The following is a 22,542-nucleotide window of genomic DNA, read 5'->3' on the forward strand; positions in this document are numbered from 1 at the left end:
TCATGAAATTCGAAGGCATATACACACCTGCAGTGACCCCTCTCGCTGCGGACGGCTCAATCGACAAAGCAGCGTTCGCTGAAGTACTCGAGTACTTGGTCGATTCGAAGGTTCACGGCATCATTATTGGCGGTTCCACGGGCGAATACTACGCGCATACCTCTCAAGAGCGAGTTGAGCTAGCCGCTCAGGCCAAGGACGTACTCAATGGCCGCCTGCCGCTGATCGTCGGCACCGGTGGAATCCGCACCGAAGACGCCGTGACCTTCGCCCAGCACGCCAAGGAAATCAAGGCGGACGCGCTGCTGGTCGGTACCCCGCCCTACGCGCTGCCGACCCAGCAGGAAATCGCCCTGCATGTGAAAGCCGTCGACACCGCCGCCGGCCTGCCGATCATGCTCTACAACTATCCAGGCCGCATGAGCGTGAGTATGGGCGAAGAGTTCTTCGACGCTGTGGCTGACGTAAAGAACATCGTCGCTATCAAGGAAAGCTCCGGTGACATGGCCCAGCTGCACCGCTTGGCCATCCAGCGCCCGAACATCCAGCTGTCCTGCGGCTGGGACGACCAGGCCCTTGAGTTCTTTGCCTGGGGTGCCAAGAGCTGGGTCTGCGCTGGCTCCAACTTCATCCCGCATGAGCACGTAGCACTGTACGAGGCCTGCGTGATCGAGAAGAACTTCGATAAAGGCCGCAAGATCATGTCCGCGATGATGCCGCTGATGGACTTCCTCGAAGGAGGAAAGTTTGTCCAGGCGATCAAGAACGGCGTTGCCCTCAACGGCTTGAAGACCGGTGGCGTGCGTAAGCCGCTGTACGACCTGAACGAGGCCGAGAAAGCAGAACTCAAACGCGTGGTCACCGAACTGAAAGCCACCATCGCCCAGATCAAATAAGGAGGCTGAAACAATGGCTGAATTGCTGAGCAAGGAACAATACGCGGCCATCGCCGCCGACCTGCAACTGCGCACCCGAGCATTCATCGACGGTGAGTTTCGCGACGCCATCTCGGGCAAGACTTTCGTCACCACCAACCCGGCCACCGGCAAGCAGCTGGCCGAAATCGCCGCCTGCGACGTCAACGACGTCAACGTCGCGGTGGCTGCGGCCAAGCGCGTGTTTGAAGAAGGCACCTGGTCGAAGATGCATCCAAACGACCGCAAGCACGTGCTGCAAAAGTTCGCCCAACTGCTCGAAGACAACGCCCACGAGCTGGCGGTGCTTGAAGCCCTGGACAGCGGCAAGCCAGTCAGTGAGTGCCAGACCGTGGACGTGCCGGAAACCATCCACACCATTCGCTGGCACGCCGAGCTCATCGACAAGATCTACGACGCCACTGCCCCGACCGGCAATGCTGCCGTAACCATGGTGGTGCGTGAAGCCATCGGTGTGGTCGGCCTGGTGCTGCCGTGGAACTTCCCGCTGCTGATGCTGGCCTGGAAGATCGCCCCGTCGCTGGCTGCCGGTTGCTCGATCGTGGTCAAGCCGGCCAAGGAAACCACCCTCAGTGCCCTGCGCGTGGCCGAACTGGCCCATGAGGCGGGCATTCCTGCGGGCGTGTTCAACTTAGTACCTGGCGGTGGCCGTGAGGTGGGCGAGGCTATCGGCCGCCACATGGACATCCCGATGGTCAGTTTTACCGGCTCCACCGACACCGGCCGACTGTTCCTGAAATACGCTGCTGAATCCAACCTCAAGCGCATCGTCCTGGAGCTGGGTGGCAAGAACCCTGCGGTAGTGATGAATGATTGCGAAGACCTGGACGAAGTGGCCCAGTTCGTCACCGCCGGTGCGTTCTGGAACATGGGTGAGAATTGCTCGGCATCCTCGCGCCTGATCGTCCACAAGGATGTCAAGGACGAGCTGCTGAACCTGATCGCCAAGCACCTGAAAGACTGGAAGCTGGGCGATCCGCTCGACCCGGACAATCGCTTGGGCGCCATGGTGAGCAAGTCGCACTTCGAGAAGGTCAAATCGTATCTGGAATACGCTGCCGAACAGAACCTCAGCATCGTTCAAGGCGGCGAAACCGAGGAAGGCGTGTTCGTGCAGCCGACCATCGTCGACAATGTTGGCCGCGACAACAAGCTGTTCGTCGAGGAAATCTTTGGCCCGGTACTGAGCGTGACCAGCTTCGAGACCATCGACGAGGCGATTGAGCTGGCCAACGATACTGTTTACGGGCTGGCCGCCTCGGCCTACACCGGCAGCTTGCGCAATGCGCTGCGCCTGTCGCGTGAAATCCGCGCTGGAGTGGTGACGGTCAACTGCTTCGGTGAAGGTGATGTGAGCACACCGTTTGGTGGCTACAAGGAGTCTGGTTTTGGTGGACGCGACAAGTCCATCTGGGCCCATGATCAATACACGGAACTCAAGACCATTTGGATTAACGCTTCATAAAAGAGCAGTACCGGTGCTGTTCTGACGGAGATCGGCACCTCAAGGGCCACTGCCTCAGAGGCGGTGGCCCTTACCCACTGTTTAGCGCGACCTCGCGTGCGACCGCTCCGCTGAATAAGACATCCCCTCGACCTTCGCGTCGAATGTCCCACGCGCTTGAATAATCTTAAGTGCTGGCTGAAGCAGTCGCGCTCAAATCATCCAACGATAAAAATAATGTGGAGATGTAGTTGTGTCCAAGCACGCAGCACAGCCTGTGAAGGCTATGTCCGAGAAGCAGCGTAAGTTCATCATAAAACTTACCACCTTGATTTCAGGCGGCATGCTGATTGACGGCTTTATCCTGGGATCCATCGGCATCGTCATGCCGGCGATCACCAATGACCTGGAGCTTTCGCTCGCCTGGCAAGGCTTGATAGGGGCCTCCGCCCTCATTGGCATCTTTCTGGGTGGCCCTCTGGGCGGCTATTTGGCAGACAAAATAGGCCGAAAGCCGATGTTCACGATCGACCTCGCGATCTTTCTGGTGGGGTCGGTCTTACAATTCTTCGTCACTGAAGCTTGGCAGCTTTTTGCCGTACGCCTTCTCATGGGCGTGGCCATCGGCGCTGACTACGCCATCGGCTGGCCCCTTCTGGCCGAGTTCGCGCCTGCGCGGCTGCGTGGCAAGCTACTTTGCATTCAAGAGGTCGGCTGGTACGTCGGCTATCTTGCTTCGTATGCCATCGGCTGGGCTCTTACGATCTCTGACACTGCCAACTGGAACGTGATTCTGGGGCTAAGCACTATCCCGACCGTAATCGTTCTGCTTGCTCGACTGGGCACGCCAGAGTCTCCGCGCTGGTTGATGAGTAAGGGGCGAAAAGACGAGGCCCTTGCACTTGCCGAGGAATACATGTCGCCCGATGAGCGAGAAGACTTGGGGACGACATATGAAGGTAAGAGGCTTGGATTTGCCAGCTTGTTTTCTTCTGAATACGCCAAGGCCACGATCTTCGTTTCGGTATTCTGGATCTGCCTCGTAACGCCCTACTTCGCCATCGGTACCTTCGTCCCTACCGTACTGGAACACTTAGGCTTAGAAGACGGCCTCACGGGCGGACTCGCCATCAACGCGATCGCCGTAGCCGGCACTTTGATTGCTGTTGCTCTGATTGAAAAAGTGGGACGCCGAAAATTGGCAATTCCACCTTTCGCCATCGCGACTGTCGCCCTGTTCATCGTCGCATTCTTCTGGAACGTGTCGCCAGTGGTAACAGTTGTCTGCTTCTTGATTTTCTCTCTGGCGAACGCAGTTTCGACAACTCTAACCGGCGTCTATCCAGGCGAAGTATTCCCTACTGAAATTCGCGGTGTTGGCGTTGGCTTCGCTACGGCTGCATCACGCGTCGGCGCGGCGGCAGGCACCTTCCTACTTCCGATCAGCATGGAAACATATGGCGTTACGACCACTGTACTGATCGCTGGAGGCGTCAGTCTCTTCGGCTTGATCGTCACTTATTTCCTCGCACCCGAGACCAAGGGCAAGCTGCTCAGCGAAACCTCTGCTCCAAGTGCGAATCGTCAACCTGTTCAGGCAAGACAACTGCAGCCCAAACGCTCATGATTCAAATTTCGACTCAGTCGTTTACACAATTCGGAGCGGGGGTGATGTGAGAGCCTGAGCCCCCATAGGAGCCAACATCCAGATTTCTTCATGCCTAGGCGCACATGCTTGTGGAAAGACAGGACGCCAATTCCTATAAGCAGAAAGGCCGCCTTATCGCGTGAGCACCTACGCCTCCTGAAAGTGCAGCACCGGTGTAGTTCCCATGGAGCAGCACCATGCCCGCCCCGCCCCACGCAGGCGGCGGCGGGCCTCTCCCGACTTCGGCCCAACTGCTAGACTTGATACGGCGTTAGAAAGTGGCCTAGACGTCTCCTGCTATGCTTAGCAAAAATTGCCAACGAGAGATAACCCCACGTTATGCATTGCGACCAATAAATGTTGATGGTCGTCGAGGCCGGATGCGCATAAATTCTAGGAAAGCCCATCTGGGGCCAAAAAAATAAAAAACCCAGGAAGCCGCCATGTATAAGCCACCTTTGTGGTACTGCCTCCCAAAATCAATACGTCCTTCGACTCGCGAAGCCACCGTATTCCCTAAAACAAAATTAGGAGGGAAGTCATGACCACTACCGACGAAATTCTTTCGATCAGAAACGTCTACAAGGTATTCGGATCGCGTCCGACCGAAGCTATGCAAATGGTCAAAGCCGGACACAGCAAAAATGAAATCTTCGAAAAAACGGGCCAAGTTATCGGAGTATTTGACGCTACTTTTTCAGTAAAGCGCGGTGAAATATTTGTAATCATGGGCCTTTCAGGATCTGGCAAATCCACGATGGTTCGGCTATTCAATCGTCTAATCGAACCTACATCTGGCAAAATTTTTCTGAACGGCCGTGAGATTACCGGACTCACCGATAAAGAGCTTTTAGATGTACGTCGTAAAGAAATGGGCATGGTCTTCCAGTCTTTTGCATTGATGCCTCATATGAGTGTCCTCGAAAACACCGCTTTCGGTTTGGAAATCGCTGGTGTAAACGAGTCGGAGCGCCAGAGGCGCGCTCGCGAGGCACTCCAACAGGTTGGACTTTCAGGGCAAGAAAACAGTTATCCTCATCAACTGTCTGGCGGCATGCAACAACGTGTAGGCTTAGCTAGAGCCCTGGCTAACGATCCAACGATTCTCCTAATGGACGAAGCCTTCTCAGCTCTCGATCCACTTATTCGTAGTGAGATGCAAGGTGAGCTGATTAAACTGCAGGCAGAACAGAAGCGCACGATCATCTTCATTTCTCATGATATCGAAGAGGCGATCCGGATTGGGCATCGTATCGCAATCATGGAAGGCGGAAGGGTTGTACAGATAGGGACACCACAAGAACTTATCAGTCAACCAGCCAATGACTATGTGAGAACGTTTTTTAAAGGATTCGATAGCTCGAAAATCCTTAAAGCAGGTGACCTGGCTCGCTTTGATCCTGATTCAACCTGCCATGTCGAAGATCCCAAAACATTTAAGCCAGGCATTGACTTCGGGTACCTGTTGAATGATCAAGGGCAGTTGGTAAGCGTGGTAGACGCATGCAGGTTAACAAACCACTATTCCCAGCATGAGAAGCAACCTGTGTACTTGGATACACCTTTGCATGAGGTGTTAAGTATAGCGGCAACTTTACCATACCCCGTCCCAGTTCTGGATAGAAATGGATTCCTGAAGGGAACTCTTTCCAAGAATCAGCTCCTGCAGACTTTGGGCAGCCACTAAGTTAATCGACCAAAAATGTAAGCTCGCAATTGCCACAACTGCGAAATGCGTTATGAGGATTGTCGAAATGTCTGACTTTAGTTTTTTGGATCCCTTCCAGACCACCGTTATCCCCCTTGGCGACTGGGTAACCAGTACCCTAAACTTCCTTGTGCACAATTTCAGGGATTTTTTCAGGGCCATTCGATGGCCGATCGATAATGTGCTAAACGGTATTGAATGGTGCCTGCAGAGCATACCCCCATCCATCGGCATTATCCTGTCCAGCCTTCTTGGCTGGCAACTGGCGGGACAGCGGATGGCTTTACTTTGCTTTATCACCCTTACGTTACTTGGACTTATCGGTGTCTGGTCGGAGTCGATGACAACACTGGCCCTGGTTCTGACTTCGGTGTTTTTCTGTGCGGTTATTGGTATTCCACTTGGGATAGTGTGTGCCCGAAGCGACCGACTTGAACGAGTGGTCAGGCCGTTGCTTGACGCTATGCAAACCTTGCCTGCTTTCGTTTATCTCGTCCCGGTGGTCATGTTGTTTGGCATCGGTAACGTTCCTGGTGTTTTGGTAACCATCGTTTTCGCTTTGCCGCCGCTGGTGCGCCTCACGAACCTTGGTATTCGCCAAGTTCCCGACGATAAAATTGAAGCAGCACGCGCGTTCGGCTGCACTCCCCGTCAAATGCTGGTTCGGGTTCAACTTCCTTTGGCAACCTCCACCATCATGGCCGGGCTGAATCAGACACTTATGCTATCCCTCTCGATGGTTGTGATCGCATCCATGATTTCGGTGGGTGGTTTAGGACAAATGGTACTAAGAGGGATTGGTCGCCTCGACATGGGTCTCGCGACCGTTGGAGGTGTTGGCCTAGTGTTGCTAGCCATTTTCCTGGATCGTCTTACCCAAGCTATTGGAGACCGTACAAATTCAGACCCTAGCCTGAAATGGTATCAAACAGGCCCCATTGGCCTTTTGTTTCGAGCATTTTCCAAACGAAAATCGAGCACACACCATAAACCAGCATAAGCATTACGAACGATAGTCAACTTCCTCGGCTTGGAGTACATAATGTTCACGATTACTGTCCCCCGTCCCATTTTGCAAATTGCGACTGCACTTTTAATCGGGTGTACCGCACTCTCTGCCAACGCTGCTCCAGCGTCCCCAGGCGACGGCGTTAAAGTCACTCCCATTTTCCCTTCGATTGCTGAAGAACGCTTTCGAGGCGAGATTGCCGTACAAGGCTTACGCGAACTGGGGTACAACGTCCAAGAGCCCAAAGAAACCGAATACGGCGTTATGATGATGGCGCTGGCCAATGGCGACGCTGATTTCACTGTGCATCTGTGGGACAAACTGCACGAGAAATTTTACACCCAAGCCGGCGGCGACGAAGTAATGGTCAAAACTGGCCAAATCATGCCTGGTGTTCTGCAAGGCTATCTCATCGACAAAAAGACGGCCCAAGCGCATAACATAAAATACATCACCGACCTCAAGAAGCCGGAAATTGCAAAACTTTTCGATGCTGACGGCGATGGAAAAGCAGACCTAACCGGCTGCAACCCAGGATGGGGCTGTGAACTTATCATTGACCATCAGATGAAAGCTTACGGCCTGCAGAAAACCGTTCATGTAAATCAGGGCTCTTATTTCGCACTGATGGCGGACACCATCACTCGATACAAAGAAGGGAAACCGATTCTCTATTTCACATGGGTACCACAATGGATTGCAAACGTCCTCGTGGAAGATAAAGATGTAGTGTGGCTGGAGGTTCCGAAGACAGACCTCCCTGGCGGAAACAATGACGTAAATACCACATACAACGGCAAAAATCTCGGATTTGCCGTAGATACCGTGCGCGCAGTACTAAACAAAGAGTTTGCTGAAGAGAACCCAGCAGCACTGAAATTTTTGTCTGTAATGAGTATTAGCACCGCAGATGAAAGTGCCCAGAACATGAAGATGCAGCAAGGCGAAAAAAGCCCTGAAGCTATCCGTGGTCATGCTACCCAGTGGATTGCCGAGCACCGGCAACAGTTCGACGAATGGCTTCAAGCTGCTCGGGCCGCCGCCACACAATCCGCCAAGTAACACACATAAGAAGGCAGCCAGGCTGCCTTCAGTTTTCTCGACGCCAAGACAATCTTAATCGTTCATGTGCAATCTACTCGCATTGCTTGGAGACTGTGATGTCGGCACCCTTTTCTATCCCTTCAGATAAAAGACGTATTGACCCTGCTCGGCAACGAGCCGCATCCCTAAAGGCAGATGGCTCAGTCGACGATAACGACCGAACTGAAATCGGCCCAACTCCTCTGGCGTTTTCTGAATGGCGCGCGCTGGGTCTAGAAGCACCGCATCTGCCGACGATGCGTGAGTACCGCCTTCAGCGCATTCGTGAACAGCTTGTCGCGCGCGACCTGGCCGGAATACTGTTGTTCGACCCACTCAATATCCGTTACGCCACCGACACTACAAACATGCAGCTGTGGACGACTCACAACCCAGCTCGTGCCTGCTTCATCGCCACAAGTGGCTACGTTGTGCTCTGGGACTTCCACGGCTGTGATCATCTTAGCGCCCATTTGCCGCTCGTGAACGAGCTTCGAAGTGGGGCCTCTTTCTTTTATTTTGAAACAGGGGATCGCACTGATGAACATGCCAGACGCTTTGCTATGCAGCTCGAAGACATCTTACGTCAGCATGCCGGATCCAATCGCCGCCTCGCAGTAGACCGAATGGAATTAGCTGGCGTACGAGCACTGGACGCATTAGGGATACAACTCTGCAGCGGCCAGGAAGTCACTGAGTTCGCTCGGATGATCAAGGGGCCGGATGAAATCAAAGCCATGCGCTGCGCAGTGGCCTCTTGCGAAGCAGCCGTAGCGGAAATGCATCAAGCAATGCGCGCAGGGATGACAGAGAACGATATTTGGGCGGTACTCCACGCAGGCAATATACGTCGCGGGGGTGAGTGGATCGAAACTCGGATTCTAAGCTCTGGGCCTCGCACCAACCCTTGGTTCCAGGAGTCGGGGCCGCGAGTTTTGAGCGACGGTGACTTACTATCTTTCGACACCGACCTGATAGGCGTGTATGGCATGTGTGTTGACATGTCACGCACCTGGATCTGCGGAGGCCTAGTCCCAACCGCTGAGCAAAAACGGTTGTATCGAATCGCCTATGATCACATCACTCAGAACATCGAGATGATCAAGCCGGGTATCAGATTCACAGAGCTCACAGCCAACGGCCACCGACTTCCGGAGTCGTGCCGAGAGCAGCGCTACGGCGTTATGTTCCATGGCGTCGGGCTCTGTGACGAATATCCATGCATTCGCTACCCGGAAGATCTGGAGTCCTATGGTTACGAAGGAGTTCTTGAACCTGGCATGGCGCTTTGCGTCGAGGCCTATATCGGGGAGGTCGGCGGACGCGATGGTATCAAATTGGAGAACCAGCTATTGGTTACAGAAACCGGCTACGAACTCCTGACTCGTTATCCTTTCGATAGTAGTTTCCTGTGTGACTAGCCCTAAGGCTCTGCGACATTTGTCGTAGAGCCTTTTACCGGGAGGTTTGGATCGAGATAATCACACTTCGCGGGCAGCAGCGCGCAGCTCTTAACCACAATCCAACCGCTCGCTAGCTGCGTAACCATTCTGCAAGACCCATGATCGTTCTTGTGATATCCCGCCCCTGGGGCACTACCAAGTAGTAAGCTTCTTTGGGCTTTATCACAAGATCCGTCAACCGCACTAACTCGCCCGATGCCAACAGATGATCGAGCATCCGCCCCCAACCCAGTGCCACCCCATGCCCGTGAAGTGCTGCTTGAATGGTATCGGTGTACAGCTGGCAGTGCAGTCGATAATGGAGCTTGGGAGGATTTGCACCCAGCGCTCGGAACCATGTCGGCCATGTCATCCAACCCTCGGCAGTGGCCTCCGCGTCGAGCAGATCAGCATCGTAGAGCTCCTCCACTGAGGAAGGCACTGAATTTCGAGCAAGCCAGGCCGGAGAGCACACAGGAAAGATCTCTTCGTCAAACAGATGCAGAGCGCTACCGTCCGCCCACCGGCCATTGCCATATCGCACCGTCAAATCAACATCATGACTGCGCAGATCACCGGTAAACATCTGTGTGGCAAGCCGCAAGCGTATATGAGGCATGGCAGCTTGAAGGTTGTTTAAACGAGGCATAACGCGCAGATGCGAAAAAGTCGCGGTGGTGCTGAGCACTAATTGCTGCTCACCACTACCCTCGGTGAGACGATCAAACACCGCCGCAACCTTCTGCAGCGATTCAGACATCACCGTAAACAACGTCTGCCCCTCACTGGTCATCCGCACGCCTCGATGAAGACGCTGGAAAAGCTGCACGCCGATGTTTTCCTCAAGGATTCGGATCTGTTTGCTCACGGCAGCTTGAGTCACTCCCAGCTCCCGAGCGGCCAAGGTTATGCTGCCGTTACGGGCAACCGCTTCAAACTCTAGAAGCGCGGTCATAGACGGAATGATCCGTCGGTAGCCACGGTGAGTGCTGCCATCCTCTGTTTTTGTCATGCAACGTCCCGACATGGTTCGACGCCCAGATCAGCGCCGCAGCGAGAACATTGGCAGAAAACCTCACTGGATAACAGAGCCGCTTTCGCTTAAGTTTGAAACCGTCTTTTCTTTACGTGTCGGCACATTTTTGAGGTGCGGCAGAGGGTGAGTCTGAGCAACGCTGCACCCGGCGGGTAAAAGGCGGATAACACAGGATATGCTCGTCCCCTGGGGTACCTCGGGCAACACTGCATCGGCTACAAGGATAATTAACCTCTTCGTCCCAGCTGTAGTCGTCATCCAATCCCATGACCAGATCAATCGCCGTACTGTCGGGCTTGATGTTGCGACGAGCGCGCTACGAATGACTTGACGAGCAGCGAAGAGGTAGGCCCACTCAAACTTTAGCGATGATCAAGGCATCGGCGGAAATCAGTTTCTCAACACCGAATTATCCAAGCGATGAGGCAAATTTTCAACCAGCCGGAGCTACCGTTGTTCAGTGTAAATTGAAGCAATAAACTCGTAGTCCTCTCCAACTATCATAAAGTGGAGGCTTCGCGCTCGATCAGAGGAGCTAATGCGTCACGCAATGCACCAAACTTATCTTCGGCCAGACGGGCAAGCGGACGGCGTGGATTGCCTGCGCCATAGCCCATGATTTCTGCGCCGGCATAAACGGACTGGACGTAGTCGCTCTGCCAAATCAGCGACATGACCGGAGCCAACGACTGCCAGATCTCTTGGACATTGTCCCACCTACGTTCAGCGGCAGCTTTGGCCAGAGCGACACATGTTTTCGGTGCCATGTTGGCCCCGCCCCAGATCAACCCGGCGGCGCCGGCAAACAGTGCGAAAGGTGCAAGTGGATCTGCCCCGTTAAGGGTTGGCACGCCGGTACGAACGAGTGCGGTTTGAGCCGTCAGGTCACCGCTACTGTCCTTCACCGATACGAAGTTAGGGATTTGGCAGAGTAGCTTGAACAACGATGGAGTAACCTTCACACCCACAGCCTGCGGAACGTTATAGCCAATGATCGGTACGCCAGCCTCGGAAACGGTGGAGTAGAAGTCGATGATGCCCTGATCATCGGTGGGGCCTTCGAAGAAAGGTGGAAGCACCATAACGCCATCCACGCCGCAATCTCTGGCATGACGGGTACGCTCGACGACTTCATCAGCCAGTAACGCGGAGGTCTGAGCGATCACGCGAGCACGACCGTTGATGATTTTAGCGCCAAAAGCGACCAGCTCCTTGGACTCTTCCTTGCTAAGATACACATGCATTCCGGTTCCAGAGCTGAGTACAAAGCCATGCACACCGGCCGCCAGGTATTGCTCAATGAGCTCTTCAAATCGCGCGTAGTCGATCTTGCCTTTGGCATTGAACGGCGTAGTGACTGCAAGATTTACACCGGAAAAGATGAAGTCAGTCATCATCGTAAAATCCCTTATTGTTATGCAAGCCGAATCCACAATTCTTCCGAAATAGGTTAAGGATGACAGCCCTTCAAAATACAGCAACATTTTCTACTCATTGATCATACGATTTTGTTATGCAAATAATACTTGCATGCGCGGAGCTTTCTGCCAAAGCAACGCCCGCTCTACCCGTTGCGGTCAATGAAACCATCTTCGCGGCAGCGCTAGAACGACCGCAATCAGGCGCTCGCCTCGAATACGTAAGGCGTTAGGCAGAGAAAGCCAAGCGCCCTGTAGCTGATCCACTGGATTGATCTGCCCTTTAAGCCCTTGGCTCCAGCACAGGCAGAATCCTTGCTAGGATGCAATGTTTGCAGTAGTGTCGATCTGGCGTCTAGCCAGCAAAATGGTACGCAGAATATTCCCGACTTGATTTGAACACCAGGCCAGAGATTTTTCTCACATGCACAAACGGCAAGCCCAGCCCCTCGTCAGACGTGTTGGCTTTATTCTGCTCCCAGGTTTCGCTCTGACCTCATTCTCACTTGCGGTCGAGGCGCTTAGCGTATCCAACCTTCTATTGGGTTACACTGCTTATGACTACCAAGTCTACAGTGGTGACATCTATCCAAATAGCAACGAGGTGCTTACCTCAAATCACATTCCGATCAGAGTTTCGGGCGGATTCGAAACACTGGATGAATGCAACCTGTTATTTATATGCGCATACAAGAAAGCTGCAAATTATGACAACCCTAAATTTCTCGCAAAATTGCGCACACTAAAAAAAACCGGCTGCAGGCTTGCCTCTCTCTCCAGCGGCAGTTTTATTTTGGCCAAAGCTGGGCTATTGCGAAGTGGCACTTGCACATTATTCAGTGAACAGATGTCAGCCTTCAAGGAACTCTATCCATCCGTCATAGTTTCAGAAAGTATCTTCACCGTCCATGAAGGTGTTTTCACTTGTCAGGGCGGTACCACGGCTCTGGATATGTTGCTGTACATCATCGGCCAGGATCACGGTGCAGATTTCGCTCTGAGTGTGTCCCGCCAGTTCTCTCAGGATAGGATAAGAAGCCACGATGAAGTGCAGGCAGCACGCCGTTATCTCGAACTGAAGATGAAGTCACCCTGCCTTGGCTCGGCCATCGAAATAATGGAAGCCAACATCGAGTCACCTCTTACCATTGAGACTCTAGCACACAAGATCGGCGCCACAGTAAGGACGCTGGAACACGCTTTCCGTACCCACGAGAACACTACACCGATCAATTATTATCTACAGATGCGGCTGAGGTATGCCAAAACAATGATCGAAGAAACGTCGCTGGCGATTGCCAACATTGCCCAGGCAGCCGGTTTTGCCTCGCAGAGCTACTTCACCAAGCGCTTCCGTGAGACCTACGGCGTCTCTCCAACTCGCTTACGTGGCGATAAAAAATTATAAATTTCTTCGCGTTTGTTATAGCTCGTCGTCACGCTTAAGTAGAAGCTAACGGTCACATTCATACCCATTAGATGAGGTTGAGACCGTGACGCAATCTATCGAAAGCTGCCTGACGAGCAAGTCTACTTCGTTTCATGAGATCCCTATTGTTGACATAGCGCCTTTACTCGACGGTAGTAACGTTAGCTTGGTCGCGCGCCAAATCGGCGATATATGTGAAAAGGTCGGTTTTCTATACATAAAAAATCATGGCGTCCCCTCATCCTTAGTCAAGGACGTATACCGACTTTCAAGAGAGTTTTTCGCGCAGCCCTTCGACGTCAAGGATCAACTGAACATCGTGAAATCCGGGCCGACATTGCGCGGATACATTCCTATGTACGGAGAAAATGTCGACCCTAAGAACACTAAAGACTTCAAAGAGTGCTTCGATTTTGCTCAGTCCGAGCAGAAGGTTTCTCCATTCTTTGGGCCGAACCTTATGCCTGAATCCCCCCAAGAATTCACGGTAGTTATGGAACGCTATCATGAAGAGATGCTCAAGCTGGCGCGCAAGCTCATCAGCGTCATTGCCCTAAGTCTTGGCCTGCCAGCCGACTATTTCGAGAAGCTTCAGAAAAAACCCATTACAATTCAGCGACTGCTGCACTACCCACCGCAATTCGGCAATATCACTTCAAAAGAGATAGGTATTGGCGCGCATACCGACTACGGCTTTCTAACCATTTTATCGCAGGATGAGAATGGTGGTTTGCAGGTTCAGAATCGAGACGGCGCGTGGGTTAGCGCTCCACCCGTACCAGATACTTTCATCGTTAACATTGGGGATCTGGTTCAAACGTTTACCAATGATCGCTATATCTCCACAATGCACCGGGTGATCAACACCAGTGGCGTGGATCGTTACTCGGTGCCATTCTTCATTGACCTTGACTTCGATGCGGTAGTTGACGTGGTGCCGACCTGTATCAGCGACACGTCTCCCAGAAAATACTCGCCCTATACGAGTGGCGCGCATAAGTATAAACGGTTCGTCGATAGCTATACGCACCTGCAGGATACAGTTGCTGAAGTGTAATTCAACCTCAAATAAAATGCGGTGACTCGTTCAAGAAACCAAGCCAATCGTTCGCTTTAGTCATCCTCATGTGATAGACCTTGCCCGCGTAGTAGCGGGCTTTCTTTGATCCCTAATCCCTCTTCGACCTAGCAGGGAGCTTTATCGCGCGCATGTTGCGCTGCCAAACTTTCGCGCCCCTGCCAGCTAATACGAGAGTAAAGGGAGCCAGCGCCGTCAGTAGCAAACACAGCTCTCTTGTGAACCCACGAGGTGCGAAATCATGGCAAATGATTAAGACAAGACCGGTCAGCAAGGCGGCACCGTTCCCAAGACCCGGTGGCTTCGCGAACGATGCACAACGACCGTCCGGGCGAGGGCAAAAAGGTGGACATATGCCTGGCGGATAGTCAGATACAAACGGACAATGTGATGCCGGGAGTGTCCAGGGTTCAACAAGGCGCGGGCGGATCAATTCGACAAGGCAGTACAGCGGTCATACCACTGGGCCAAAATCCGACAGTGGGCAGGGCGAAGGCGACGACGTTTCGCAGGCAGTACAAGACGAAGTCAACGAGCTCCGGAAGATCCCGTAAAAGCAAGGCAGCGGCTGTGATTTCAAGATGGTCAAAATTCCCCCCCAAGGTTCCGATTTGATGGAAGCGGTTGGAATCAGGCTGAGAGGTTGGTGCAACGACCCGACAGGCCATTTACCGAGCGGAGTGAACTTCCAGATGTAGGTATGGCCTTCCGTTCATACCGGAGGAACCGTCATGAGCCAATCGAAAGAACTGCACTCCACTGTCATTTGCCTGCAAGCCGACAAAATCTTGCTGGTGCGCAGAGAAGCTTCCGAGTGGTCACTGCCAGGCGGAAAAATCGATTCTGGAGAGACCCAGCTAGAAGCAGCCCGTCGAGAGCTCCGTGAAGAAACCGGCATGCAACTGACGGATGCTCAGTTCCTCGGACACAGCGTGCTCCAATCGGAAGAGCACTGGCTCTATCGCATTAACGTGCCAACGTCAGTACAGCCGCACCCCTCACACGAGATCGTGGAGTGTCGCTGGTTCTCAGCTCCCGAACTCGAGCAGGTTACGGTCAAACCTACAAACACCGAATTGCTGAGGCGAGAAGGCTTCCTAGCTGTCAACGGTAGGCGCTTCGAGTCGGACTGAAGCCATTAGGACAGAATGACCTGAAAGGTCGTCCCCCCTTCAACGCAAGACTCCACCTCTATCCTGCCACCATGGCTGGCGACTATTTCCGATGCGATGAATAGCCCCAACCCTAACCCAGCGGCTGAGCCCTTTTCTTCTGCCGCGTAGCTTGAATATCTCCCCTCTGGCTTGAACAGATAGGGCATCACATCGCTGGGAATCGGCTCTCCGGAATTGTGCACGCTGAAACGCGGAACTCCGGCTTCGCTGAAGAGGGTGACCTGGATCGGTAGCGTCGAGTCACCATGGCGCAGGGCATTACCAATCAAATTGGAGAAGACCTGAGCCATGCGATCAGGATCAAACTGACCGGTGATCTGTACGGATTCGTTCAAAATAATGTTCGCCCAAGGGGAACCCGCGCGCAGTTCCTCGATGACCGAGCGACAGATCGGGTTCAGCTCCACCTGCTGCAGGTGCACCGGGATATTTGTTCCCAAATTACAGCGCGCCAGATCCAGAAGGTCGTTCACCATATTGTTGGCCCGGCGAGCGCTGTTACAAACCTGAGCGGCGAGCAATTTTACCTTCTCACCTGACTCATCCTGTCGCAGGATTAGATCACCAGCCATGAGTACCGCACCCAATGGAGAACGCAGATCATGGCCAAGCACAGCCAGTACCATTTTTCGAGTTGATTCCACTGCTGCGCCATAGGCTGCGATGGATTCAACCATGGCTTGGTCTATTGCCTCGTTGAAGCGGATCATGTCCTGAACATGCTCTGCGTCTCGGAGCGTCTCTTTTGCCAGCCAGAGCGATAGAACACTGGAGCGCAACGCTCGGTACTCAGAGACCAATTGATCCATCGAAAAGCCCGCTATCAAACGAGTAATGGCATGGGTCTGAGCCGCCGTATCGCTGCTCATCAGACGGCCTCTGCCTTGCGCCTTCTCAGACTGCTGATGCGCAGTCTGAGCAGTACGCATATCAGCAGCAACGGTACGCAGAATCTTCTCAGAGTGATTCCTGAGGCCGGCTGAATCCTGAGTGGGTAAGTCCGTCTTGACCGAACGTGCGAAATCCTCCCAAGCCTGGAGAATGCTTCCCATATCATTCTCAATGAAGTCGTACAGGCGCATCACGGTTTTCCACCATTCACACGTCCCAAGCATTCAGCCTAGCCCATTGAGTCACCAGGGCAAAGAAACCACTTCGTCATCCTCTGTCAGCGCTTTCGAACGAGTTGTTATATGCCGAGTCTGTAGAGGTAGGGCGGGAGGCTAACTATGCGACACCAGGTGTTGGTAGTAGAGGACGATGAGGTTCTTCGTTGGCTGATGACCGAGGCCGTCACGCACCTCGGTCACACCGTCACCGATTGCGCCAATGCGGAAGATGCCTTGGCTATCTTGGAGAAAATTCCAAACCTTTCCCTAGTCATTACTGACATACAGATGCCCGGACACATCAATGGTCTCGAATTAGCCAAAGCCATCTGGTGGGAGCATCCTGAGTTGCCAGTGATCATCGTCTCAGGTCATGTCGTCTTTTCGCCCGCCTCCCTACCTGCCAACGCGCGCTTCATTAAAAAGCCCTGCAACTTGGACTCGCTCAGCCGCGCTATGCAAGAGCTGCTTCCCACCCGGTGAGGAACAGGACATGTCGCCATCTGGCGGCAACTCGTAACCTAGGGTCAATCAAAACTGCTTCCCCCACCACTGAAGCGTTTGGTCTGAACTTTGCCAGCCCAAAAGACTTCCCCTGCATACCCCACGGTTTTTTTGCAGGAGCAAGACTATGAGAGCAGTCTCCTACCACGGTGCTAATGATGTGCGGGTCGATACTGTCCCAGACCCCATCCTCCAAGACGCAGACGACATCATCTTAAGGGTGACGGCCACCGCCATCTGCGGATCCGACCTCCACCTCTATCGAGGCAAGATCCCGGAAACAGAGCAAGGCGACATCTTCGGCCACGAATTCATGGGCATCGTGGAAGAGGTTGGCAGGGACGTGACGACCCTGCAGGTTGGCGACCGAGTGATGATTCCTTTTGTCATCGCTTGTGGAAGTTGCTTTTTCTGCCAGCATGATCTCTTCGCTGCCTGTGAATCCACCAATACCGGGCGCGGATCGATCATCAACAAAAAGGGCATACCACCAGGCGCAGCGCTGTTCGGATACAGCCATCTGTATGGAGGGATCCCTGGTGGCCAAGCTGATTACGTTAGGGTGCCCAAAGGCAATGTCGGGCCATTCAAAGTCCCGACGACCCTCGCGGATGACAAAGTGCTGTTCCTATCCGACATCCTTCCCACCGCTTGGCAAGCGGTCATCAATGCCGAGATTGGCGAAGGCTCATCCGTAGCGATCTATGGCGCGGGGCCAGTGGGGCTGTTGAGTGCCGCCTGCGCACGGATGCTGGGCGCGCACACCGTCTTCATGGTGGATGACAACGACTACCGGCTGGCCTATGCCCAGGAAGCCTATGGCGTCATCCCGATCAACTTCGAAAAGGATGATGATCCTGCCGACAGCATCATTCGCCAGACACCGGGTATGCGCGGCGTGGACGCGGTCATCGATGCGGTCGGGTTTGAAGCCAAAGGCAGCACCACGGAAACCGTGATGACGGCCTTGAAACTGGAAGGTAGCAGCGGCAAGGCCCTGCGCCAGAGCATCGCGGCTGTGCGACGTGGCGGCGTAGTCAGCGTGCCCGGCGTCTATGCAGGGTTCATTCACGGCTTCATGTTCGGTGATGCCTTCGACAAAGGCCTGACCTTCAAGATGGGTCAGACCCATGTTCAAAAATACCTTCCCGAACTGCTGGTGCACATCGAAGCAGGGCGCCTGCAACCGGAACTGATCGTTACTCACCGCTTAGCCCTCGAAGAGGCGGCCATGGGCTACAAAATGTTCGATCAAAAGCAGGATAACTGCCGCAAGGTCATCCTCGTGCCAGGTGCTGCATCGGGCACCTTGGGCCCTGACCACCTCTAGAGGAGGAATGAGCATGAACGGTCTCGCCAGTTACTTCTGGATTGCGGTAGCGGCAATTCTTCTCCTCATCGACCTGTGGGCCATCGTCAGCGTGTTCCGGAGCGACAAGACAGATGCCGTGAAAGCGGCCTGGGCTCTCCTGATCGTGGCCCTACCGCTTGTTGGCCTGGGGATATGGGGCGTTGCTGGCCCGCGGGGCATCAAGCGAGGCACTGGGCCGACTTCCGACGAGCACAGCAAAGGCTGATATTCCAGGCCGCACCTATAGAGGTTTGCATAATGGTCGATCAAGCGACAGGTATGAAATCAGGTGAGCGCTACCGGGTTGAAAACGTGGAGCGAGCGCATCAGTTTCCAGGCTTCTTTCAAGACGGGAAGTATTATCTAGGCCCCGAGCTTCTCACCGCCGTGGGATGGCTCGAAGGTACACGCTTCATCTACGACAGCCTGGATGCTGAAGGTGAACCCGTGTTTCCAAACAAAGAGGCAGGTACGGTCGAAGGGCTGACCTTGACCCTGATCGATGGCACTGCCCTTGAGCTCTCTCTGGTCGAGGCCGACGAAATTATCGCACCCTTCGAACACCGTAGCAGCGGCACAGAGCAAGAAGCTCCCCGTAGTGGATATCCCGTCAGGGGGCCGCTGCGTGACAAAGTAGTGGTAATCACAGGGGCATCCAGCGGCATAGGCCGCGCCGCCGCACACGCCTTTGCCTGCAAAGGCGCACGCTTGGTGCTCGCAGCCCGCGATGAAGAAGCATTATTTGACGTCCTGGATGAATGCACCGATTGTGGTACGGATGCCATAGCGGTCACCACCGACGTCACCCACAGCGATCATGTTCAAGCGCTGGCCGCACAGGCCTCAGCGTTTGGCCATGGACGGATCGATATCTGGGTCAACAACGCCGGAGTTGGGGCGGTTGGAAACTTTGAGGATACCCCGCTGGAAGCTCACGAACAGGTTATCCAGACCGATCTGATTGGATACCTGCGAGGCGCCTACGTCGCCCTTCCCTTCTTCAAAGCGCAAGGTAGCGGCATTTTGATCAACACACTGTCGCTGGGCAGCTGGGTGGCCCAGCCCTATGCAGCGGCTTATTCGGCGAGCAAGTTCGGTTTGCGTGGACTGAGCGAGGCGCTGCGAGGGGAGCTGACCAAGTTTCCAAACATCCATGTGTGCGACATCTATCCAGCAGTCATGGACACACCCGGCTTCCGAGACGGCGGCAACTACACCGGGCATGCGCTGACACCGCCAAGCCCCATCTACGATCCCGAACGGGTAGCTAAGGCAATGGTAGCCTGTGCAATTTCACCTCGGGCTCACACTACGGTCGGGACTGCTGCTCGCCTCGCACACTTGGCCAGCTACCTAGTACCAGGAATAGCTTTGTTGTCTGGATGGGTAACGCGGTGGGGGATAAATCGCAGTCCCATAGCTGAAACCTCATCGGGCAACCTGTTTGAGCTTCCAAGTGACAGAAGGAGTATCGACGGAGGGTGGAGGAAACCTAAAGCTAAAACGCCCCTGCTAATAGGCGCAGCGGCGCTTGGAATCATCGCAGGGTTAACAATCGCCTGTTCACGACGCAGGAAAAACTAGAAAAGCAGCTCATGCTTCGTCGACGCTCGTCTGGAGGCTCGGTCGGCACCGGTCTTCAGGCACCTTCGGTAGCCCTCGAGAATTTGCCGACCTCGATAGGCTGCGGAACGAACTCGGGGCCCTCGCCAGCCAGCCGCCACTTCATCTTGGCGACGCCATAACGCTCAGCCATCGGGCGGCGACACCGCTCATCTCCTTAAGGGGCGCAATGGTCGCTACACGGCTCGAAGGTGTCAGCCATCGAGAGAGTTGAACCCTGCCACTTGGCTGCGACCCAACCACAAGCAAACTTCGTAAACCCAATCCGTATGAGGTAACGCCATGAACGCTATCGACTTACTGATTCAAGACCACAAGCTGGTGAAGAAGCTGCTCGAGGAACTGTCGGCCACAACAGAACGAGCCGTGAAAAGACGGGCCGAGCTACTGCAAAAAATCGAGCAAGAATTACAGATCCACACAGCGCTTGAGGAGGAAATCCTCTACCCGGCTATTAAAGAAGCCGGCGGCAAGGAAGAGGCGAAAATGTACTACGAGGCCAAGGAAGAGCACCGCACTGTCGACGCCCTCGTCATCCCTGACCTCCTACACACTGAAACCGGCTCCGTTGAGTTTTCCGGTCGGGTCAAAGTCATGAAAGAGCTGCTGGAGCACCACATCGAGGAAGAAGAGGGCGAACTTTTCCCGACGGCCAAAAAGCTTCTTGGCAAGGACGTGCTGGAACAGCTCGGGCAAACCATGGAAGCCCAGAAAAAGATGCTCAAGGGCGAGCCGCGGGCCGCTTGATAAGGCCATTCCCTGCCAGTGCGACGGCTGGCAGGGATCCGCCCCAGATGTCGAACAAGCAGCAGCCATTCTTCAGCCCATGAACCAGGCACGCCTTCTAACCTCTCCTTGGTTGGCCAAGCTCCTTCTCGTATTATCAGTCCTCCCCACCTGGAATGATTGTCGTGAAGCCGTCACCTGGAAGTGCCCAGTCCATCCCTGCGAATGCCAACGGCCCGAAATGGGATGTCGGCGAAGCTGTCAGCCAGCTTTCCTGGGACGACTTGCGGATCATCAAAACGCTTAGTGATTGCAGCAACCGCGCCGCTACGGCCAAGAAACTCGGCATCAATGTGTCCACTGTATCGCGCCGGGTCGCGCAAGTTGAGAAGACGCTTGGTGTCGCGCTTTTCGATCATCGCAAGGCGGGTTATCTGCTGACTGCCGAAGGTGCCGAGCTGCGTGCACTGGCCGAGCGCGTTGAGCTGGACATCGTCAGTGTTACCCGCAGGGTTTCTCGTGCCGGTCAGGGCCCCCTGGGAAAGCTGCGAATCACTACCAGCGACTCGCTGCTGCTGTATTTCCTCACGCCGATCATCGCGGACTTCAAAGCGCTCAATGAGGGGATCACCATCGAAGTGCTGGTCGGCAACCAAACGTTGAGCCTGGCCCGGGATGAGTCGGACATTGCGGTACGTGCGACGAAAAAACCCGCAGATACCCTCGTCGGTCGCAAGCTCGCCAACATCGCCTGGGCGCCATATCGCAGCGTCAAGCAGGCAACGAGTGCCGATCCCTTCGCCGAGGGGCAGCCGTGGGTATCCTACTCGGGGGGGTTGTGCGGCTTGAAGGCAACGAGCTACGTCGAATGTAGGGTGCCCCCGGAGCACATTTCCTACCGCACCGATTCGGTGGCGGCAGCGAGCGCTGCAATTGCGGCAGGCCTCGGTTTTGGCTTCCTCCCCTGCATGCTGGGCGACATTACCCCAGGATTGGTTCGGGCCGGCTCCGTGGTGCAGGAGCTTCAGGATGAGCTGTGGCTGCTTACCCACCAGGACATCAGGAAGTCCTGGCGGGTGAAAGCCTTCATGACGTTCTGCGCGGCTGCCGTGGCCGACCTCAAACCGCTGGTCGAAGGTCAGCAGGCCCTCCCGGCTTCATAGCTGAAACCGTGATCGCCGGTCATTTAGCCTGGGCGCCGATGACAGCTCGGCACACGATCTCGATCAGCTGGGGACGCTGGGCGAGCCGCGAGACACCGATGATATTGCTGGCCGCCTGCGGGCGCTCGGTGCCATAGGCCGCCTTGCGCACCCTACCAACCACGGCAAAGGCCGCGTCCATGTCCAACACATACAACGTCTCTTCCACGACATCCTGCATCGTGGCGCCATACAGCGCGAGCAACTTGGCGATGTTTTCGTAGGAAACCCGCATCTGTTCGCCCATTGACGAGAAATCGCTCGGACGACCGTCAGCATTCAGTGGCGCCGCCGCGACCAGGTTGCCCTCTTCGTCATGGTTGAACTGCCCCGAGATGAAGATCTCGTTCCCAACTCGCCGCGCTTGCGGATAGCCGTAGCCCTCTTCCCATGAAACGCCCCAGTAAGCAGTGTCGTCGTTGAAAGGTCGTGAAGCGGCCATTGGATTCTCCTTGGCGAAAAATGGATCAACGTGATCCGACTGGCCGAGATCCTAGCACCGGATTGGACGCCACCATTGGTGCATTAAAGCGCCTCCAAGAGCGCAGAATTGCGCCACCGCTTCGCTGCGTGTTCCGCTATCTTGTGCTGGCACTCGGCGACGACCCGCCGAAAAACTCTC

The 22,542-nt window shown here is 54.6% G+C and carries 20 protein-coding genes; 16 read left to right on the top strand and 4 right to left on the bottom strand.

Going from position 1 to position 22,542, the window contains the following annotated elements; all coding sequences use genetic code 11:
• Positions 1 to 2: 2 nt before the first annotated feature.
• From ACIPZH_RS13935 to dddP, 7 genes are all read left to right on the top strand, one after another.
• Entirely contained in the window at positions 3 to 896 is an 894-nt protein-coding gene (locus ACIPZH_RS13935) for a dihydrodipicolinate synthase family protein (protein ID WP_400636548.1), read from the top strand.
• 13 nt (positions 897 to 909) lie between these two features.
• The gene (locus tag ACIPZH_RS13940) at positions 910 to 2,400 is read left to right on the top strand and encodes an aldehyde dehydrogenase (protein ID WP_400636550.1); all 1,491 of its coding nucleotides are present in this window, start codon (positions 910 to 912) and stop codon (positions 2,398 to 2,400) included.
• A 232-nt stretch (positions 2,401 to 2,632) separates the two neighbouring features.
• Positions 2,633 to 4,006, top strand: a complete 1,374-nt coding sequence (locus tag ACIPZH_RS13945) for an MFS transporter (RefSeq protein WP_400636551.1) — start codon at positions 2,633 to 2,635, stop codon at positions 4,004 to 4,006.
• 562 nt (positions 4,007 to 4,568) lie between these two features.
• A complete protein-coding gene (locus ACIPZH_RS13950; RefSeq protein WP_400636553.1) occupies positions 4,569 to 5,714 on the top strand; it encodes a glycine betaine/L-proline ABC transporter ATP-binding protein in 1,146 nt (381 codons plus the stop codon).
• Between the two features lie 67 nt (positions 5,715 to 5,781).
• Positions 5,782 to 6,735: a glycine betaine/L-proline ABC transporter permease ProW gene (gene proW, locus ACIPZH_RS13955; protein ID WP_400636554.1), complete on the top strand. Its 954-nt coding sequence runs from the start codon at positions 5,782 to 5,784 to the stop codon at positions 6,733 to 6,735.
• 42 nt (positions 6,736 to 6,777) lie between these two features.
• Positions 6,778 to 7,806 carry a glycine betaine/L-proline ABC transporter substrate-binding protein ProX gene (gene proX, locus ACIPZH_RS13960; RefSeq protein ID WP_400636555.1) on the top strand — a complete coding sequence of 343 codons (1,029 nt, stop codon included), beginning with the start codon at positions 6,778 to 6,780 and terminating at the stop codon, positions 7,804 to 7,806.
• 98 nt (positions 7,807 to 7,904) lie between these two features.
• Positions 7,905 to 9,248 (top strand): dimethylsulfonioproprionate lyase DddP, encoded by a 1,344-nt coding sequence (gene dddP, locus ACIPZH_RS13965; RefSeq protein WP_400636557.1) that lies wholly within the window; start codon positions 7,905 to 7,907, stop codon positions 9,246 to 9,248.
• Between the two features lie 112 nt (positions 9,249 to 9,360).
• Here dddP and ACIPZH_RS13970 read toward each other — a convergent pair whose 3' ends face one another.
• Positions 9,361 to 10,281, bottom strand: a complete 921-nt coding sequence (locus ACIPZH_RS13970; RefSeq protein ID WP_400636559.1) for a LysR substrate-binding domain-containing protein — start codon at positions 10,279 to 10,281, stop codon at positions 9,361 to 9,363.
• Between the two features lie 524 nt (positions 10,282 to 10,805).
• Positions 10,806 to 11,789 (bottom strand): dihydrodipicolinate synthase family protein, encoded by a 984-nt coding sequence (locus tag ACIPZH_RS13975; RefSeq protein ID WP_400636561.1) that lies wholly within the window; start codon positions 11,787 to 11,789, stop codon positions 10,806 to 10,808.
• A gap of 358 nt (positions 11,790 to 12,147) precedes the next feature.
• Here ACIPZH_RS13975 and ACIPZH_RS13980 point away from each other — a divergent pair, with 358 nt between their 5' ends.
• The 3 genes from ACIPZH_RS13980 to ACIPZH_RS13990 all read left to right on the top strand — a co-directional run bounded on the left by ACIPZH_RS13980 (position 12,148) and on the right by ACIPZH_RS13990 (position 15,363).
• Entirely contained in the window at positions 12,148 to 13,131 is a 984-nt protein-coding gene (locus ACIPZH_RS13980; protein ID WP_400636563.1) for a GlxA family transcriptional regulator, read from the top strand.
• 85 nt (positions 13,132 to 13,216) lie between these two features.
• Positions 13,217 to 14,209, top strand: coding sequence for an isopenicillin N synthase family dioxygenase (locus ACIPZH_RS13985; protein ID WP_400636564.1), 993 nt, complete (start codon positions 13,217 to 13,219; stop codon positions 14,207 to 14,209).
• A 752-nt stretch (positions 14,210 to 14,961) separates the two neighbouring features.
• Entirely contained in the window at positions 14,962 to 15,363 is a 402-nt protein-coding gene (locus ACIPZH_RS13990) for an NUDIX domain-containing protein (RefSeq protein WP_400636565.1), read from the top strand.
• A gap of 5 nt (positions 15,364 to 15,368) precedes the next feature.
• Here ACIPZH_RS13990 and ACIPZH_RS13995 read toward each other — a convergent pair whose 3' ends face one another.
• Entirely contained in the window at positions 15,369 to 16,487 is a 1,119-nt protein-coding gene (locus ACIPZH_RS13995) for a sensor histidine kinase (RefSeq protein WP_400636567.1), read from the bottom strand.
• Positions 16,488 to 16,634: 147 nt separating this feature from the next.
• On the opposite strand from ACIPZH_RS13995, the gene ACIPZH_RS14000 reads away from it, so the two are divergent.
• The 6 genes from ACIPZH_RS14000 to ACIPZH_RS14025 all read left to right on the top strand — a co-directional run bounded on the left by ACIPZH_RS14000 (position 16,635) and on the right by ACIPZH_RS14025 (position 21,881).
• Complete coding sequence (locus tag ACIPZH_RS14000; RefSeq protein WP_400636569.1) at positions 16,635 to 16,997, top strand: response regulator; 363 nt, start codon at positions 16,635 to 16,637, stop codon at positions 16,995 to 16,997.
• Positions 16,998 to 17,145: 148 nt separating this feature from the next.
• Positions 17,146 to 18,348 (top strand): zinc-dependent alcohol dehydrogenase, encoded by a 1,203-nt coding sequence (locus ACIPZH_RS14005; RefSeq protein ID WP_400636570.1) that lies wholly within the window; start codon positions 17,146 to 17,148, stop codon positions 18,346 to 18,348.
• Positions 18,349 to 18,361: 13 nt separating this feature from the next.
• Complete coding sequence (locus ACIPZH_RS14010; RefSeq protein ID WP_010954786.1) at positions 18,362 to 18,595, top strand: PLD nuclease N-terminal domain-containing protein; 234 nt, start codon at positions 18,362 to 18,364, stop codon at positions 18,593 to 18,595.
• A 32-nt stretch (positions 18,596 to 18,627) separates the two neighbouring features.
• The gene (locus ACIPZH_RS14015) at positions 18,628 to 19,953 is read left to right on the top strand and encodes an SDR family oxidoreductase (RefSeq protein WP_400636573.1); all 1,326 of its coding nucleotides are present in this window, start codon (positions 18,628 to 18,630) and stop codon (positions 19,951 to 19,953) included.
• Positions 19,954 to 20,274: 321 nt separating this feature from the next.
• A complete protein-coding gene (locus ACIPZH_RS14020; RefSeq protein ID WP_400636574.1) occupies positions 20,275 to 20,739 on the top strand; it encodes a hemerythrin domain-containing protein in 465 nt (154 codons plus the stop codon).
• Between the two features lie 155 nt (positions 20,740 to 20,894).
• Entirely contained in the window at positions 20,895 to 21,881 is a 987-nt protein-coding gene (locus tag ACIPZH_RS14025; protein WP_400636576.1) for a LysR family transcriptional regulator, read from the top strand.
• A 19-nt stretch (positions 21,882 to 21,900) separates the two neighbouring features.
• Here ACIPZH_RS14025 and ACIPZH_RS14030 read toward each other — a convergent pair whose 3' ends face one another.
• On the bottom strand, positions 21,901 to 22,362 hold the full coding sequence (locus tag ACIPZH_RS14030) for a RidA family protein (protein WP_400636578.1): 462 nt from the start codon (positions 22,360 to 22,362) through the stop codon (positions 21,901 to 21,903).
• Positions 22,363 to 22,542 lie beyond the last annotated feature (180 nt).

Source organism: Pseudomonas sp. NPDC089758, assembly GCF_044748705.1.
GTDB lineage: Bacteria > Pseudomonadota > Gammaproteobacteria > Pseudomonadales > Pseudomonadaceae > Aquipseudomonas > Aquipseudomonas putida_X.

Bases quoted from the DNA above. Each gene is read 5' to 3' on its own strand.
- ACIPZH_RS13975 (WP_400636561.1), bottom strand. From the start codon at position 11,789: ATGTTGCTGTATTTTGAAGGGCTGTCATCCTTAACCTATTTCGGAAGA.
- ACIPZH_RS13995 (WP_400636567.1), bottom strand. From the start codon at position 16,487: ATGCGCCTGTACGACTTCATTGAGAATGATATGGGAAGCATTCTCCAG.
- ACIPZH_RS13950 (WP_400636553.1), top strand. From the start codon at position 4,569: ATGACCACTACCGACGAAATTCTTTCGATCAGAAACGTCTACAAGGTA.
- ACIPZH_RS13970 (WP_400636559.1), bottom strand. From the start codon at position 10,281: ATGACAAAAACAGAGGATGGCAGCACTCACCGTGGCTACCGACGGATC.
- ACIPZH_RS14025 (WP_400636576.1), top strand. From the start codon at position 20,895: ATGATTGTCGTGAAGCCGTCACCTGGAAGTGCCCAGTCCATCCCTGCG.
- ACIPZH_RS14020 (WP_400636574.1), top strand. From the start codon at position 20,275: ATGAACGCTATCGACTTACTGATTCAAGACCACAAGCTGGTGAAGAAG.
- ACIPZH_RS14015 (WP_400636573.1), top strand. From the start codon at position 18,628: ATGGTCGATCAAGCGACAGGTATGAAATCAGGTGAGCGCTACCGGGTT.
- proX (WP_400636555.1), top strand. From the start codon at position 6,778: ATGTTCACGATTACTGTCCCCCGTCCCATTTTGCAAATTGCGACTGCA.
- ACIPZH_RS13990 (WP_400636565.1), top strand. From the start codon at position 14,962: ATGAGCCAATCGAAAGAACTGCACTCCACTGTCATTTGCCTGCAAGCC.
- dddP (WP_400636557.1), top strand. From the start codon at position 7,905: ATGTCGGCACCCTTTTCTATCCCTTCAGATAAAAGACGTATTGACCCT.
- ACIPZH_RS14005 (WP_400636570.1), top strand. From the start codon at position 17,146: ATGAGAGCAGTCTCCTACCACGGTGCTAATGATGTGCGGGTCGATACT.
- ACIPZH_RS13935 (WP_400636548.1), top strand. From the start codon at position 3: ATGAAATTCGAAGGCATATACACACCTGCAGTGACCCCTCTCGCTGCG.
- ACIPZH_RS13980 (WP_400636563.1), top strand. From the start codon at position 12,148: ATGCACAAACGGCAAGCCCAGCCCCTCGTCAGACGTGTTGGCTTTATT.
- proW (WP_400636554.1), top strand. From the start codon at position 5,782: ATGTCTGACTTTAGTTTTTTGGATCCCTTCCAGACCACCGTTATCCCC.
- ACIPZH_RS14000 (WP_400636569.1), top strand. From the start codon at position 16,635: ATGCGACACCAGGTGTTGGTAGTAGAGGACGATGAGGTTCTTCGTTGG.
- ACIPZH_RS13940 (WP_400636550.1), top strand. From the start codon at position 910: ATGGCTGAATTGCTGAGCAAGGAACAATACGCGGCCATCGCCGCCGAC.
- ACIPZH_RS14010 (WP_010954786.1), top strand. From the start codon at position 18,362: ATGAACGGTCTCGCCAGTTACTTCTGGATTGCGGTAGCGGCAATTCTT.
- ACIPZH_RS14030 (WP_400636578.1), bottom strand. From the start codon at position 22,362: ATGGCCGCTTCACGACCTTTCAACGACGACACTGCTTACTGGGGCGTT.